The sequence below is a fragment of the Mesorhizobium sp. USDA 3734 genome, assembly GCF_056279665.1.
Window position 1 is genome coordinate 5,783,626 of the sequence record NZ_JBWCCW010000001.1, and the last position, 15,375, is coordinate 5,799,000.

Below are 15,375 nucleotides of genomic sequence, written 5' to 3' on the forward strand. Positions count from 1 at the left end.
TCTCAAAACCGGGGCCACTTTCAAGCGACATGCATTAGCGGCGCTCAGGCCGCCAGCCGGGCGATGCGCTGCAATCGCCGCAGTGTGGTGTCGTCCTGCAGCGCCTGCTGGAAAAGCGAAATCTCCTGATCGATGCGGTCGCAGAGCGCCTGGGTGTTCCCCTTGAGCAGGCCGCGCGTCTGCAGCAAGGCGGCGACCGGCTTCTTGGCAAGCTGTCTCGCCCGGCCGAGCGCCGCTTCCTCGACACTGCCGCCCGGCACGATCTCGGCGACGAGGCCGAGCGCCCTGGCGTCCTCGGCACGAAGCGTGTCGCCGAGGCAGAAGAAGCGGAAAGCACCGGCATAGCCGAGCTTCTGCGGCGCCAGGATGCTGGTCGCCGCATCCGGCACAAGGCCGAAATCGACGAAAGGCACCCGGAACGTGCTTTCATCGGACGCGATCACCATGTCGCAATGGAACAGGATGGTGCAACCGACGCCGACCGCATCGCCGTCGACGCAGGCAAGGATGGGTTTGGGAAATGTCGCCAGCGTGCGGAACAGGTCGGTGACGGCGGCGATCAGTTTCTGGTGCTTGGTGGCGTCGAGGAATTCGGAGAAGTCGCCGCCGAGGCAGAAACAGCCTGCCAGGCCGCGTAGCACGACGACGCGCACCTCCTCATTGTCGGCGGCTTCATGGAAGGTCTTTGCCAGGCTTTCATAGGCTCTCCTGTCCAGCACCGGCCGGCCGTCATTCGACGACACGGTGACGACCAGCGTGTGATTGCGGAGTTCGGGTTGTGGATGTGTGCTCATGACCGTCTCCGACCTCATGACGCTCGCCTTTGGCCGAGCATGTCGGGGTATCCCCTGGCCAGCACGGGAGCAAAATGATTGCGGCGCGACCGCACCACGTCGAGGGTGTGTTCGTTGAAGGTGAGCAGGGTTGCGACCACCTGCTGGTTGCCATAGGTGCGCTGATAGCCCAGCGGGGTCGCCAGGAAGTGCAGCTGCAAGGCGCGCAGCACCCACATCGGCTCGAACTCGATGATCACCTTGTCGACGCCGCGTTTCAGCCCCCACTCGACGAATCCGGCAATCAGTTCGGTGCCGACGGTCGAGACGCCACGACGGCCATCACGAAAACCGGGAGCCACCGCATAGCGGGTCAATTCCCAGATGTTTGGACCCGATGGCGGCGTTCCTTCGGAAAGGTCGGTCAAGACCTCGGTCAGCAGATGAGGCCGCGTGGTCGGCAACATCCTTTGATAGCCCGCGACTTCGTCCCCTCTGATGACGATCTGATGGATGGCTTCGTCGTGATCGAACTGGTCGCGTTCGAGCCCGTCGGGCCGCCTGAGATCCTCCCATCCCATCTCCTCGACGAATATCTTGTAGCGCAGCCGATGGACGGCCTCCCAAAGGTCGGGACGTTCCATCAATTCCTGGGTTGTAAGGGAAAAAAGCATTCCGCCGTCTCCTGTGTTCAGAGGAAGATACGGCCGTGCTTTGGTGAGAAAATTGCGTGATCGCGCAGGCAAGGATTTCAGGTCGGCACGGCCGACCTAACTAATGTAGCCGCGCCTTATCGCTTCCGCGACGGCTTGAACCCGGTTGACGGCACCGAGTTTGCTTTTGGCGTTAAGAAGATGTTTCTCCGAGGTGTGTTCGGAGATGCCGAGGATTTGCGAAATCTCCCATTCGGACTTGCCCACGGCTGCCCATTGCAGGCATTCGCGTTCGCGCGGCGTCAGCACGATATGATCGATGGTCTTGCTCGCCATGGTGTGCAGTTGCATGGCGCGGCCAACCGCGTAGGTCGACACCAACGAGACCTGGCCGAACTCGGCAGCGGACAATTCCACGGCCTCGCCGCCCAGCGACACCATGACGATCTGGCCGTCGAGCGTGATCAACGGGAAGGCGAGCCCATCACGCAGTTTGAAGGCGCCGGCATCGCCCATCACTTCGCCGCTGCTCTTGTCTATGCGGATGCTCTGCGACGCCTCGCGCCACTGGAAGGGCGCCTGCAACTGTTTCATGTGGCTGACGACCGGGTCGTGGTCGACATAGTTGCGCGCGACATAGCGCTCGAGCCACTCGCCAGGCCAATCGCAGAGAAGCACGTGCTGCTTTTGCTGGCCGGCCGGCGTACCTGGCTGCGGTACGGTCCCCGCCATCAGTGCGGTGAGACCGAAATCCGACGTTATGCCCAGCAGCGTTTCGCAGACCGCCGCCGCCGTTGCGGCGTGCTGCAGTTGGTCGATGAATTCCAGCGTGCGATCGAACTGACTCATCGCAACATCAACCCCATGTTGCCTCATGCATTGCGGCCAATGATGCGTGCCCGATTTACACTTCGCCACCGACCACGGATTGCAAACCGCATTCTTATTCTGTCTTATTCTGTGGCTCCGACCTTTGATCCTCTCACCAAGGCGGCCAAAGCTGATTTGCAAACCGGCTAAATCATATCCTGAAATCGGCGTGTTGAAATCAAAAACCATTGTGCCTGTACCATTTTCGTACCAAAACCGGTGCGAGCACGAGTGTGGCGGAGTTTTATCTTGGCGTTCCGGTGGAGGTCCTTCGCCCTTGCGATGCTGATCGGGTTGCTGTCGGTCGCCGATGGTGCGCGCGCCGCGGCGCCTCAGGTTCCGGTTCTCTGGGATGCCAAGGAGCGGCTGCCCAAGCCAGACCTTTCGGCGCTGCCCCGGCTGAGATTCCTGACCGCCACGGATTTCCCGCCCTTCAATTTCCTCGACGGCTCGGGAAAGCTGTCCGGTTTCCACATCGATCTGGCGCGCGCCATCTGCGCCGAGCTTGACATCGTCGAAAAATGCCAGATCCAGGCTTTGCCGTGGAGCGAGCTGGAAGGCGCACTGCAGAAAGGCGAAGGCGAGGCGATCATCGCCGGTATAGCCGCAACGCCGGAATCGCGCGCGACCTATGCCTTCTCGCGCTCCTATCTGCAGTTTCCGGCACGCTTCATCATGCCGAAGAGCAAGGCCCTGACCGAACCCGTCTTTGACAAATTGCACGGCAAGCGTGTCGGCGTCATATCAGGCTCAGCGCATGAGCGCATGCTGCGCGACTATTTCAACACGGTGCAGGTCGTCACTTTCGACAGACCGGAAGACCTTTACAACGATCTCAAGGCCGGCAAGGTCGACGCGGCCTTCGGCGACGGCATGCGCCTGGCCTTCTGGCTGGGCGGCTCGGATGCGGCAGGCTGCTGCCGCTTTGCCGGCGGGCCCTATCTGGCGCCCGAATATCTGGGCACTGGCATGGCCATCGCCACCAAAGCGGACAATCCGGCGCTGGCCGCCGCGCTCGACTACGCGCTGCAGGAGATTTCGATGAAAGGCACGTTCGCCGAATTCTACCTGCGCTATTTCCCGGTCAGTTTTTTCTAGGGGCTGCTGATATTATTCAGGTCAGCGTGCGCAGCCGCGCCTTGGCGGCACGGCCGATGGCGGCGACCGTCAGCGTGTCGAGATCGAGCTGACGACGGATCAGCTGCAGCACCCGCACTTCTTCCATGCGCATTTCGAGATCGACGGCGGCAACCTCGAAGGCGGCGGCGTAGGCGGTGTCGCGCAACCGCTCGGGCAAGGCCTCGGCGACTTCAGCCAGCACGCCTTCCAGCCCGTCCTTTTCGTGCAGGCGCTTCTGGCAGGCCTGGGCGACGCCGACCAGCTTGCCGTGGTTGAAGTCCTCGAACACCGGCCAGGAGCGGACGACCTCGCCGATCCGCGCCAGTTCGACATCGGTCATGTCGCGATCGGAGGCCGAGGTGATGACCATCAGGTAGATCAGGGCTTCATGCGGTGTCGGCAATTTTTTCTCCTTGAACCGGACCTCGAAGGTAGGAACGCTAAATCTGCACCGCAAGGAAAAAGCGCCGCACGCGTTGACGCTCCGGCGATGCACGCCTAGAGACCGGTTGAAAAACCTCTGCTCCGGCCCGCCTTCGAATGGGCCGGCGAATGATTTGGAAAACAGTGACATGGCGGGATCAAACATCATCGATCTCAATCCCGAGCTGCTGGCGGCCGCGGTCGAGAGCAAGGCATGGCCGTTCGAGGAAGCCAAAAAGATCATCGAACGCTACAAAGGCACCGACTTTCCGCAAACAGTCCTGTTCGAGACCGGCTACGGACCGTCCGGCCTGCCGCATATCGGCACGTTCGGCGAGGTGGCGCGCACGTCGATGGTGCGCCATGCCTTCCGCGTCCTGACGCAGGACAAGGTTGCAACCAAGCTGCTGTGCTTTTCCGACGACATGGACGGCATGCGCAAGATACCCGACAGCGTGCCGGATCGCGCCGCACTCGAGCCGCATTTGCACAAGCCGCTGTCGTCGGTCCCCAATCCGTTCGGCGACGATTATGCGAGCTTCGCCGACCACAACAACGCGATGCTTTGCCGCTTCCTTGACACGTTCGGCTTCGACTACGAATTCGCCAGCGCGACGCAATACTATAAGTCGGGCCGTTTCGACGCGATGCTGTTGCGCGCCGCCGAACGCTATGACCAGATCATGGCGGTGATGCTGCCGACGCTCGGCCCCGAGCGGCAGGCGACCTACAGCCCGTTCCTGCCGATTTCGCCGAAGAGCGGCCGCGTGCTTTACGTGCCGATGAAGCATGTCGACGCCGAGGCCGGCACCATCACCTTCGACGACGAGGGCACCGAGACCACGCTTTCGATCACCGGCGGCCGCGTGAAGCTGCAGTGGAAGCCGGATTTCGGCATGCGCTGGGCAGCGCTTGGCGTCGATTTCGAAATGTTCGGCAAGGACCACCAGACCAATGCGGTGGTCTACGACCGCATTTGCAACATTCTGGGCGGACGGGCACCGGAGCATTTCGTCTACGAACTGTTCCTCGACGAGAACGGCCAGAAGATCTCGAAGTCGAAGGGCAACGGGCTGACCATCGACGAGTGGCTGACCTACGCGCCGACCGAGAGCCTCGGGCTCTATATGTACCAGCGGCCGCGGCAGGCCAAGAAGCTGTATTTCGACGTCATCCCGCGGGCTGTGGACGAATACTATACCTTCCTCGCCGCGTATCCCCGGCAAGACTGGAAGGAACGCCTGGGCAACCCGGTCTGGCATATGCATGACGGCAACCCGCCCGCGATCGACATGCCGGTGCCGTTCTCGCTGCTGCTCAATCTGGTCAGCGCTTCCAACGCGCAGAACAAGGATGTGCTGTGGGGCTTCATCTCACGCCATACGCAGGGCGTGACGCCAAAGACTCATCCCGAGCTCGACCAGCTGGTCGGCCATGCGATCCGTTATTTCGACGATTTCGTGAAGCCGACGAAAACCTTCCGCCCGGCCGACGAGGTCGAGCGCGAGGCGCTGCAAGCCCTCGACACGGCGCTTGGCGCATTGCCGGCCGGCGCCAATGGCGAAGCGATCCAGAACGCTTCGCTCAACGTCGCGCGCAGGATCGAACGCTACCAGGATCATTCCAAGCAGAGCCCGGAAGGCGGCCCCGGCGTATCGGGTGCCTTCTTCCAGATGATCTATCAGGTGTTGATCGGCCAGGAGCGCGGCCCGCGCTTCGGATCGTTCGCCGCGCTCTATGGCATTGCCGAGACGCGGGCGCTCATTGAGCGGGCGCTGGCTGGTCAGCTGGTTTGAGCACGCCGTCGACCTCTTCCAGGATCGAACTCGGCGCCTGAGGCGCCGGGCTCGGTGCGGCCGGCATCGCCGGCATGCCGGACAGATCAGGCGCCGATCCGAAAATGCCCTTCTTCGCCGTGCGTGCCTTGTCGCCGGCCTCGACATAGGGCCCGCCCTTGGCGGCGCGCGCCCAGCCGTTTTCGACCAGCCATTGACCGACATCCTGCTTGCCGATCCGGCATTCGGCGGCGATCAGGTCGCGGCCGCCCTCAGGCGGCACGGTGCAGACCACCGCGCGGCCGCGCAGGAAGGCGCGGAATGCCGTCCGCGCCCGGACGCCGCATGGCCAGGTTTTGCCGTCCTCGCTACAGGTCTCGTCCTGCCTGACGATGTCGATGCCGGAAACCGCGACCGAGTAGCCCTTCGCTTCGATCAGGCCGGCGGCCGGCGCAACCGGCTGGAACAGCTTTGTGCCGTTCCAGTCGTCGGGCATTTTCGGCTTGGGCGGCACGGCCAGCGCAAGCTTGCTCAACGGCTCGCGCGGCTCGACCCGTTCAAGCCCCTCGGCGGGCAGTTCCGGTGGCGCGACAATTTGGGGATCGATCGTCCTCGAATGCGGCGTCGGCTTTGGCGGCTGTGTGGCTGCTATGGCCGATGTGGCCGGCTCTTCGGGCACCGTCTCGGCGCCTTCCTGCGCGATCGTATCGGCGCCCGGATCAAGCTGATCCACCGTGACGACGCTGTCGCTTCCTTTCAGCGTGCGACCACCGGTGACGACCATGGCCGCCATCACCGGGACCATCAGAACCGCCAGGGCATGATGAAGGAGCCGCACCCGCCGGACCTACTGGCTTGCCCACACAATCCGCGCCACCCATTCGACATCGCGCATGGGAATATCGCGGTCGGGGTGATCGGGATTGAGCGAGACCAGCGCAATCGAGTTGACGGTCTGGCGCTCGAGCACCTTGGCCATCACCTCGCCGGCAGTGGTCTTGACGACGACGCGATCGCCCTTGCGGGTGATGGCGCCCGGTTCGACAATGAGGACGTCGCCATTGCGGTAGAGCGGCAGCATGGAATCACCCTGCACCTGCAGCGCATAGGAACTCTCGGTCGATTGCGCCGGCAGTTCGACCAGGTCCCAGCCCTGCCCGGCTGGAAAGCCGGCATCGTCGAAGAAGCCGCCGGCGCCGGCCTGGGCAAAGCCCAGCAACGGCACGGAGCGTCTGCGAGCGACCGAAGCGGCATGGCTGGTCGAAGCACCATTGCCGGTCCCGGGACGGCCTTCGATCAGACCGGTGAATTCGTCGAGCGAAGCGCCCGTCGCCTCGATGATCTTGGCAAGCGATTCGGTCGAGGGCCAGCGCGGCCGGCCATCCGACGACAGACGCTTCGACTTGTTGAAGGCCGTGGAATCAAGCCCCGCGCGCTTGGCCAGACCCGAGGCCGAAAGCGAATAGCGCTCGGCAAGAGCATCGATGGCGGCCCAGACACGGTCATGCGAGAGCACGTCTTGCTCTCCTTCAATGCAGGAAAAAATACCTTTCCCTTCTAGTCTTGGAATGCCGTTTTGTCCACCGCCCGCCCCACAACGCCGCGTGTAAGTTGTGGCCCCACAAATTCCGATTCCCTGAATCAATCGACACCCTTGGCCAAGCTGCGGAGACCCTGGTGCGATGTCATGAAAATCCGTTCTGCTTGGGTCAGAGGTCGCGGGTTTGCCGCGCGGCCAAGTGCAGCGACGACCTCGTCAATGTCGAGAAAGCGCCGCGCCCTGCGGTCGTAGACGCCGGCCGTCGTCATGATCAAGGCAGCCGTCTCGCCATTGTCGAGGACGAAACGATGCTTGCCGATAACCTGGCTGCCTTCCCAGGTCTCGATCGAAGACACCACTTCGAAGCGACGCCACAGCCTGATCTCGCGCGCATAGACCGCCTGCAACCCGCCCATCATCGGCGCCCAGCCATTTGTCCTCGCCAGCCTGATGAGGCCCGCGCGCATGAACAAGTCGATGCGGCCGAGATCGGCCAGCATCATGTAGCGCGCATTGTTGAGATGGATGTTGAAATCGATGTCGGTCGGCAGGCAGCGAAAAGCCAGCCGGCTTTCGCCGCCCATCATATAGGGGCCACGGCTACGCGCCGTGGCCATCATGCGCGCCATGCGCGCCCAGACATACATTACAGCGCCGCGCGTCCTCTTGGACGCGCAAAGGACGCTGTAAGACTCCTGATCTTGCCCATGCGTCAGGCTGCCTGCTTCACGTCGCCTTTCGCATAGGGGTCGAAGCGCTGGTAGAAGCTCTCGCCCTTCTCGGCCATGTCGAGCAGCAGCTTGGGCGCCTTGAACTCGGCGCCGTATTTCTTCTGCAGTTTCTTGGCGATCTTGACGAACGCCTTGGCGCCGATGCCGTCGATGTAGGACAGCGCGCCACCGGTGTAGGGGGCGAAGCCGAAGGCGAGGATCGAGCCTACATCGGCCTCGCGCGGGTCGGTGACGATGCCCTCTTCCATCACCCGGGCCGCTTCCAGGGCGATGGTGACCAGCAGCCGCTGCTGCAGTTCCTCATAATCGACCTTCTCGGGCGCAAGCTGTGGATAGAGATCCTTGAGGCCCGGCCACAGCTTCTTCTTGGCGGGCTTGGCCGGATAATCGTAGAAACCCTTGCCGTTCTTGCGACCGAAGCGGCCATGATCGTCGACCATGGTGTTGATCAGCGCCATCTGCTTGGGATCGACGGCCTTGTCGCCCAAATCCTTGATGGTCTGCTTCATGATCTTCTGGGCGAGGTCGATGGCCGTCTCGTCGGTCAGCGCCAGGGGGCCGACCGGCATGCCGGCGGCCTTCGCCGCATTCTCGATCATCGGCGCGGGAACGCCTTCGATCAGCATCTTGTAGGCTTCCGACATATAGCGCAGCACGCAGCGGTTGACGTAGAAGCCGCGCGTGTCGTTGACGACGATCGGCGTCTTCTTGATGGCACGGACGAAGTCGATTGCGGTCGCCAGCGCCTTGTCGCCGGTCTTCTTGCCCAAAATGATCTCGACCAGCATCATCTTGTCGACCGGCGAGAAGAAGTGGATGCCGATAAAATTCTTCGGCCGCGCCGAATTCCTGGCCAGCGACGAGATCGGGATGGTGGAGGTGTTCGACGCGAAGATCGCCGATGGCTTCAAGACGGCTTCCGCCTGTTCGGTGGCGCTCTTCTTGACGGCCGAATCCTCGAACACCGCCTCGACCACCAGATCGCAGCCGGCAAGGTCGGCATAGTCGGCTGTTGGCGTGATCAACGACAGCAATTTGTCCTTGTCCTCCGGCTTGGCGCGACCCTTCTTCACCTGATCCGAGATCAGGCTGTCGGAATGCGCCTTGCCCTTGGTCGCCGATTCCAGATCACGGTCGAGCAGCACCACCGGGATGCCGGCCTTGGCGGTGACATAGGCGATGCCGGCGCCCATGAAGCCAGCGCCGAGAATGCCGATCTTCTTGAATTTGGTTTCCGGGACGCCGGCCGGGCGGCGGGCGCCCTTGTTCAGTTCCTGCAGCGACACGAACAGCGAGCGGATCATCGCCGCCGCTTCCTTGGTCTGCATGATCTCGGTGAAATAGCGCTGCTCGATGCGCAAGGCGGTGTCGAACGGCACCAGGAGGCCTTCATAGACGCATTTCAGGATCGCGGCGGCGGCCGGATAGTTGCCATAGGTCTCGCGACGCAGGATGGCGATGGCCGGCGGCCACAGATTGAAACCCGCGGGCGAATAGATCTGGCCGCCGGGCAGCTTGAAACCCTTCTCGTCCCATGGCGCCACTGGCTTCAGGCCGTTCCTGATCATCGCCTTGGCGGTGTCGACCAGACTGGCCGGTTCAGCGATCTCATGGATCAGGCCCATCGACTTGGCCTTCTGCGGCGACAGCGTCTGGCCGGAGGTCAGCATCTGCAGCGCCTGCTGCTGATCGGTCAGCCGCGGCACGCGCTGAGTGCCGCCGGCGCCCGGGAAGATGCCGATCTTCACCTCGGGAAGCGCCATCTTCACCTTGTCGCTGTCGGCGGCGACACGGCCGTGGCAGGCGAGCGACAATTCGAAGGCACCGCCCATGCAGGTGCCATTGATCGCCGACACCCACGGCTTTCCGCAAGTCTCCAGCTTGCGGAACAGGCCGGTCATGATCCCGGCATTGTCGAACAACGCCTTCGTGGCCTTTTCGGCGTCCTTGCCCTTGTCAGTGGCGAAGGTCGTCAGCATCTTCTGCAGCAGGGTGATGTCGGCACCGCCGGAGAAGGTGTCCTTGCCGGAGGTGATTACCGCGCCCTTGACGGCGGCGTCACCAGCCACCTTGTCGACGATGTCATTGAGTTCCCGCATCGCCTCTTCGGTGAAGACATTCATCGACCGGCCGGGCATGTCCCAGGTGACCAGCGCAATGCCGTCGGCGTCGATATCGAGGGTGAAATTGGTGTAGCTCATCGTTTCTCTCCCCGTCAGACGCGTTCGATGATGGTTGCCGTGCCCATGCCGGCACCGATGCACAGCGTCACCAGCGCGGTGTTGAGATCGCGGCGCTCGAGCTCGTCCAGCACTGTGCCCAGGATCATCGCGCCGGTAGCACCCAGCGGATGGCCCATGGCGATGGCACCGCCATTGACGTTGATCTTGTCATGCGGAATGTCGAACGCCTGCATGTAACGCAGCACAACCGAGGCAAAGGCTTCGTTGAGCTCGAACAGGTCGATGTCCGACAGCTTCATCTTGGCGCGCTTCAACAGCTTCTCGGTGACGTCGACGGGGCCGGTCAGCATCAGCACCGGCTCGGAGCCGATATTGGCGAAGGTGCGGATACGCGCGCGAGGCTTCAGCCCCATCGCCTTGCCGGCCTTCTTCGAGCCGAGCAGCACGGCAGCCGCGCCATCGACGATGCCGGACGAATTGCCGGCATGATGGACGTGGTTGACCTCTTCGACCTCCGGATGCTTCTGCACCGCAACGGCGTCGAAACCGCCCATTTCGCCAGGCATGATGAAGGACGGGTTGAGCGAGGCGAGCGACTGCATGTCGGTCGAAGGCCGCATGTGCTCGTCATGGTCAAGGATGGTCAGGCCGTTCTGGTCCTTGATCGGGATGACGGACTTCTTGAAGCGGCCATCGGCCCAGGATTTTGCGGCACGCTTCTGGCTCTCGACCGCATAGGCGTCGACGTCGTCACGGGAGAAGCCGTATTTGGTGGCGATCAGGTCGGCCGAGATGCCTTGCGGCACAAACCAGCCGGGCAGGCCGACCGAAGGATCCATGAACCAGGCGCCACCCGAGGCGCCCATGCCGACGCGCGACATCGATTCGACACCACCGGCGATGACGATCTCGTCAGCGCCCTGCGCGATCTTGGCGGCGCCGAAATTGATGGCGTCGAGACCCGAGGCGCAGAAGCGCGAGATCTGCATGCCGGGCGCCTTGGTGTCGTAGCCGGCCTCGAAGGCGGCGGCGCGCGGAATGACCGAACCCGCCTCGCCTACCGGATCGACGCAGCCGAAGATGATGTCGTCGACGGTGCCGGTATCCAGGCCGTTGCGGTCGCGCAGCGCTTCCAGCGTCTTGGCGGCAAGCCGCACCGCCGGCACTTCATGCAGCGATCCGTCCTTCTTGCCCTTGCCGCGCGGCGTGCGCACGGCGTCGTAGACATAAGCGTCAGCCATTTCCTTGCTCCTTGGGTTTGCCTGATGTCGCTCTCAGAGAGAGCGGCCGATCAGCAATTTCATGATCTCGTTGGTGCCGCCGTAGATGCGCTGGACGCGAGCGTCGCGGAACATGCGGGCGATCGGATATTCATTCATGTAGCCATAGCCGCCATGCAATTGAAGGCACTCGTCGACGACTTTTCCCTGCAGGTCGCTGAGCCAGTATTTGGCCATCGACGCCGTCACCGGATCGAGGCCGCCATTGATGTGCCGGGTGACGCAATCATTGTAGAAGACGCGGCCGATGGTGGCCTCGGTCTTGAGTTCGGCCAGCTTGAACTGGGTATTCTGGAAATCGATGATCGCCTTGCCGAACGCCTTGCGCTCCTTGACGTAGTCGATGGTCAGCGCCAGCGCCCGCTCGATCATGGCAATCGCCCCGGTGCCGATCTGCAGCCGCTCCTGCGGCAATTGCTGCATCAGCTGGACGAAGCCCTGCCCTTCCTCGTGGCCGAGCAGGTTGGAGGTCGGCACGCGCATGTCGGTGAAGAACAGCTCCGACGTGTCGTTGGCCTTCAAGCCGATCTTGTCGAGGTTACGGCCGCGCTCGAAGCCTTCGACCTCATCGGTCTCGACAACGATCAGCGAGGTGCCCTTGGCGCCCTTCTCTGGATCGGTCTTGGTGACGACGATGATGAAGTTCGCAAGCTGGCCGTTGGTGATGAAGGTCTTGGAACCATTGATCTTGTACTGGTTGCCGTCCTTCTGCGCCCGCGTCTTGACGCCCTGCAGGTCGGAGCCGGCGCCCGGCTCGGTCATGGCGATGGCGCCGATCAGCTCGCCAGTCGCCAGCTTCGGCAGCCATTTCTTCTTCTGCTCCTCGGAGCCGTAATGGAGGATGTAAGGGGCGACGATCGAATTGTGCAGGCCGATGCCGAAGCCGTCGACGCCGACATGGCCGATTGCCTCGATTATGGCGCTCTCATGGGCGAAGGTTCCGCCAGAGCCGCCATATTCTTCCGGCATCGAGGCACAGAGCAGGCCGGCGGAACCTGCCTTTAGCCAGCTCTCGCGATCGACCATCTCGTTCTTCTCGAACTCGTCGTAGCGCGGCACGATCTCCTCCGACATGAAGCGGTGCGCCATGTCGTAGAGCATGCCGACCTCGTCCCCCGCCCAGGCGGGTTTTGGCAGGCCAAGAATTTCGGCTGGGTTGGTCATGCTGGTATGATACTCCTCCCGAGATGCATCATCGAAACTGAGGCCGGCGCACCGCCGCAGCGACCCCTCCCGGCCCTTCGGGCCTCCCTCCCCTCAAGGGGGAGGGTGACGCCGATCATCTTTAGAACGCTTCCGCAGGCAGCGCCATTAGCGTGTCCGCACCACTGGAAATGCGGGCGAGATGAGCTGATGTCTCCGGCATGATCCGCTCCATGAAGAACCGCCCCGTCACGACCTTGTTGTCGTAGAAGGCCACGCTGTTTTTATAGGAAGATTGAGCCCCGTTGGCGTCCGTCTTGCCAAGTGCCGCCTTGGCCATCTGCGCCCACATGTAGCCCAGCGCGACAAGGCCGAAGAGATGCATGTAGTCGGTGGAGGCGGCACCAGCATTGTCGGGCTTGGCCATGCCGTTCTGCACCAGCCACATGGTGGCGGCCTGCAAATCGTTGAGGCCTTTCTTCAGAGCCTTGGTGAACGGCGCCATCTTCTCGTCGGCGCGGTTCTCCTCGCAGAACTCACCGACTTCCTTGAAGAAGGCCTGCACGGCGCGGCCGCCATTCAGGCCGAGCTTGCGGCCGACGAGATCGAGGGCCTGGATGCCGTTGGCGCCCTCATAGATCATGGCGATGCGGGCATCGCGCACGAACTGGCTCATGCCATGCTCTTCGATGTAGCCGTGGCCGCCGAACACCTGCTGCGCCATGACGGCGTGGTCGAAGCCCTTGTCGGTGAGCACGCCCTTGACCACCGGCGTCATCAGGCCGGTGTAGTCGTCGGCGGCCTGGCGGTCCTTGTCGTCACCGGAGCGGTGGGCGATGTCGGACTTGATCGCCGTCCACAGCGCCAGCGCGCGGCCGGCCTCGTTGAACGCTTTCATGGTCATCAGGCTGCGGCGGATGTCGGGATGGACGATGATCGGGTCGGCCTTCTTGTCCGGCGCCTTCGGCCCCGACAGCGAGCGGCCCTGCAAACGGTCCTTGGCGTAGGCGACGGCGTTCTGGTAGGCGATCTCCGACAGCGAAAGCCCTTGCAGGCCGACGCCGAGGCGCGCCTCGTTCATCATCGTGAACATCGCCTTGAGGCCGCCATTGGCCTCGCCGAGCAGTGTGCCTTGCGCCTCGTCATAGTTCATGACGCAGGTCGAATTGCCATGGATGCCCATCTTCTCCTCGATCGAGCCGCAGGAGACCGTGTTCCTGGCGCCCGGATTGCCCGATGCGTCGAGCATGAGCTTCGGTACGATGAACAGCGAGATGCCCTTGACGCCTTCCGGCGCGCCCTCGATGCGGGCCAGCACCAGATGGACGATGTTGTCCGACATGTCGTGTTCGCCGGCCGAGATGAAGATCTTCTGGCCTGAAATCTTGTAAGTGCCATCACCGTTCGGCACCGCCTTGGTGCGCAGCAGGCCGAGATCGGTGCCGCAATGCGGCTCGGTCAGGTTCATGGTGCCGGTCCAGGCGCCTTCGATCATCCTGGGCAGCCACCTGGCCTTCTGCTCGTCGGTGCCGTGTGTGATGATCGCGGCGATCGCGCCTTGCGTCAGGCCCGGATACATCATCAGCGACATGTTGGCCGAGACCATATATTCGGCGACGGCGGTATGCACGGCATAGGGCAGGCCCTGGCCGCCGAACTCGACCGGTGCGGCCAATCCCATCCAGCCGCCCTCGCGATACTGGTCGAAGGCCTCCTTGAAGCCTTTCGGCGTGGTCACCGAGCCATCCTCATGACGCACGCAGCCTTCCATGTCGCCGACACGGTTCAGCGGGTGCATGACGTTTTCGGCGAGCTTGGCGCCTTCGGCGAGGATCGCCTCGAGCACATCGGGCGTGGCGTCGGAAAATCCGGGAAGGTTCGAATAACGCTGATAACCCAGCACCTCGTTGAGCACGAACAGCGTATCCTGGACCGGAGCCCTGTATGTCGGCATGCTTTTTCTCCACCCTGCAAACCCGGTCCGAATGCCCCTAAGACAAGCCAGGGGCGCCATGCGGACCCATATTGGGAGCGGGATAGCAAAAATTGACGTTTGCGTAAACGTCAATTTTTCGATGCGACAAGATTTCCTGCCCACCGCAGCAATGAGCGTAGCGGCGCGACGTCGTGCAAGCCAGCGTCGAAAGGCTATAGGGGTAGGCCAAGACAACGAAAAGCCGCGCGGCAGGGCCACGCGGCTTTGATCGTCAGACAATTGGCCGATGATTTAGTTAGCCGCGCTCGCCTGCGGTGCCAAACGCTCGGTCAGCATCTGGCGCACCGCCGACATCGAGCCGCTCAGCTCGCTGATGGCGTCGTCGATCAGCGCCCGCTGCTTTTGCAGGCGGGCAAGCTGCTTTTCCGACTTGTCCAGCGCGAGCTTGAGCTGCTTGGTGTTCGAACCGGTCGGATCGTAGAGATCCATCATCTGCTTGACGTCACGCAGCGAGAATCCGACCTTGCGGCCAAGCAGGATCAGCTTCAGCCGGGCCTTGTCGCGGCGCGTGTAGAGACGGGTCGAACCGTCACGCTGCGGGTTGAGCAGGCCCTTGTCTTCGTAGAAACGCAGCGTGCGCAGCGTCACTCCGTATTTCTTCGCCATCTCGCCGATGCGGACAAGGTCCTCGCCGGCTTCGACAGACATATTGGTATTGGCCGCGGTCTCGCCGGCCGAGATAAGCTTCATGGTCACTGGCTTTCCCCGTCTGGTGGCGTCGCGGTCCTGGACCGTGCGTCGCCTGACTGGAAGCGGGGGCATGCTTCCAGTCGTGGTTTCAACAAACAAATCGCAAACAGCACGCTCGATGCGCCTTTTACGTTTACGTCAATTCTATACCGATAGCCGCCTCATGACGCAAGGGCGTTCTGCGGGCTGAGCTTTATGC

14 protein-coding genes are annotated in these 15,375 nt (G+C 62.6%); 2 read left to right on the top strand and 12 right to left on the bottom strand.

All coding sequences use genetic code 11. From position 1 onward, the window contains the following. Positions 1-44 precede the first annotated feature (44 nt). The 3 genes from ACZ89F_RS27720 to ACZ89F_RS27730 all read right to left on the bottom strand — a co-directional run bounded on the left by ACZ89F_RS27720 (position 45) and on the right by ACZ89F_RS27730 (position 2,485). Positions 45-794, bottom strand: a complete 750-nt coding sequence (locus ACZ89F_RS27720) for an enoyl-CoA hydratase-related protein (RefSeq protein ID WP_082525485.1) — start codon at positions 792-794, stop codon at positions 45-47. Between the two features lie 14 nt (positions 795-808). Next, a complete protein-coding gene (locus ACZ89F_RS27725) occupies positions 809-1,447 on the bottom strand; it encodes an acyl-homoserine-lactone synthase (RefSeq protein WP_476095190.1) in 639 nt (212 codons plus the stop codon). A 96-nt stretch (positions 1,448-1,543) separates the two neighbouring features. Further along, positions 1,544-2,485, bottom strand: a complete 942-nt coding sequence (locus ACZ89F_RS27730; protein WP_476095191.1) for a helix-turn-helix transcriptional regulator — start codon at positions 2,483-2,485, stop codon at positions 1,544-1,546. A 60-nt stretch (positions 2,486-2,545) separates the two neighbouring features. On the opposite strand from ACZ89F_RS27730, the gene ACZ89F_RS27735 reads away from it, so the two are divergent. Beyond that, positions 2,546-3,394 carry a transporter substrate-binding domain-containing protein gene (locus tag ACZ89F_RS27735; RefSeq protein ID WP_476095192.1) on the top strand — a complete coding sequence of 283 codons (849 nt, stop codon included), beginning with the start codon at positions 2,546-2,548 and terminating at the stop codon, positions 3,392-3,394. A gap of 16 nt (positions 3,395-3,410) precedes the next feature. On the opposite strand, the gene ACZ89F_RS27740 is transcribed toward ACZ89F_RS27735, so the two are convergent. Continuing rightward, positions 3,411-3,818: a tellurite resistance TerB family protein gene (locus ACZ89F_RS27740; protein WP_476095193.1), complete on the bottom strand. Its 408-nt coding sequence runs from the start codon at positions 3,816-3,818 to the stop codon at positions 3,411-3,413. A gap of 169 nt (positions 3,819-3,987) precedes the next feature. Here ACZ89F_RS27740 and ACZ89F_RS27745 point away from each other — a divergent pair, with 169 nt between their 5' ends. Further along, complete coding sequence (locus ACZ89F_RS27745) at positions 3,988-5,634, top strand: lysine--tRNA ligase (protein WP_476095194.1); 1,647 nt, start codon at positions 3,988-3,990, stop codon at positions 5,632-5,634. On the opposite strand, the gene ACZ89F_RS27750 is transcribed toward ACZ89F_RS27745, so the two are convergent. The 8 genes from ACZ89F_RS27750 to ACZ89F_RS27785 all read right to left on the bottom strand — a co-directional run bounded on the left by ACZ89F_RS27750 (position 5,600) and on the right by ACZ89F_RS27785 (position 15,176). Beyond that, entirely contained in the window at positions 5,600-6,451 is an 852-nt protein-coding gene (locus ACZ89F_RS27750; RefSeq protein ID WP_476095195.1) for a thermonuclease family protein, read from the bottom strand. The genes ACZ89F_RS27745 and ACZ89F_RS27750 overlap by 35 nt on opposite strands. A 9-nt stretch (positions 6,452-6,460) precedes the next feature. Beyond that, the gene (locus ACZ89F_RS27755; protein ID WP_476095196.1) at positions 6,461-7,129 is read right to left on the bottom strand and encodes a S24 family peptidase; all 669 of its coding nucleotides are present in this window, start codon (positions 7,127-7,129) and stop codon (positions 6,461-6,463) included. Positions 7,130-7,254: 125 nt separating this feature from the next. Beyond that, complete coding sequence (locus ACZ89F_RS27760) at positions 7,255-7,800, bottom strand: thioesterase family protein (RefSeq protein WP_476095197.1); 546 nt, start codon at positions 7,798-7,800, stop codon at positions 7,255-7,257. 65 nt (positions 7,801-7,865) lie between these two features. Next, positions 7,866-10,085: a 3-hydroxyacyl-CoA dehydrogenase NAD-binding domain-containing protein gene (locus ACZ89F_RS27765; protein WP_476095198.1), complete on the bottom strand. Its 2,220-nt coding sequence runs from the start codon at positions 10,083-10,085 to the stop codon at positions 7,866-7,868. Between the two features lie 14 nt (positions 10,086-10,099). After that, entirely contained in the window at positions 10,100-11,308 is a 1,209-nt protein-coding gene (locus ACZ89F_RS27770) for an acetyl-CoA C-acetyltransferase (protein WP_476095199.1), read from the bottom strand. A gap of 33 nt (positions 11,309-11,341) precedes the next feature. Beyond that, positions 11,342-12,511 carry an acyl-CoA dehydrogenase family protein gene (locus ACZ89F_RS27775; protein WP_476095200.1) on the bottom strand — a complete coding sequence of 390 codons (1,170 nt, stop codon included), beginning with the start codon at positions 12,509-12,511 and terminating at the stop codon, positions 11,342-11,344. Positions 12,512-12,632: 121 nt separating this feature from the next. Beyond that, positions 12,633-14,444, bottom strand: coding sequence for an acyl-CoA dehydrogenase (locus tag ACZ89F_RS27780; protein WP_476095201.1), 1,812 nt, complete (start codon positions 14,442-14,444; stop codon positions 12,633-12,635). Positions 14,445-14,717: 273 nt separating this feature from the next. Continuing rightward, a complete protein-coding gene (locus ACZ89F_RS27785; protein WP_476097412.1) occupies positions 14,718-15,176 on the bottom strand; it encodes a MerR family transcriptional regulator in 459 nt (152 codons plus the stop codon). Between the last annotated feature and the right edge of the window lie 199 nt (positions 15,177-15,375).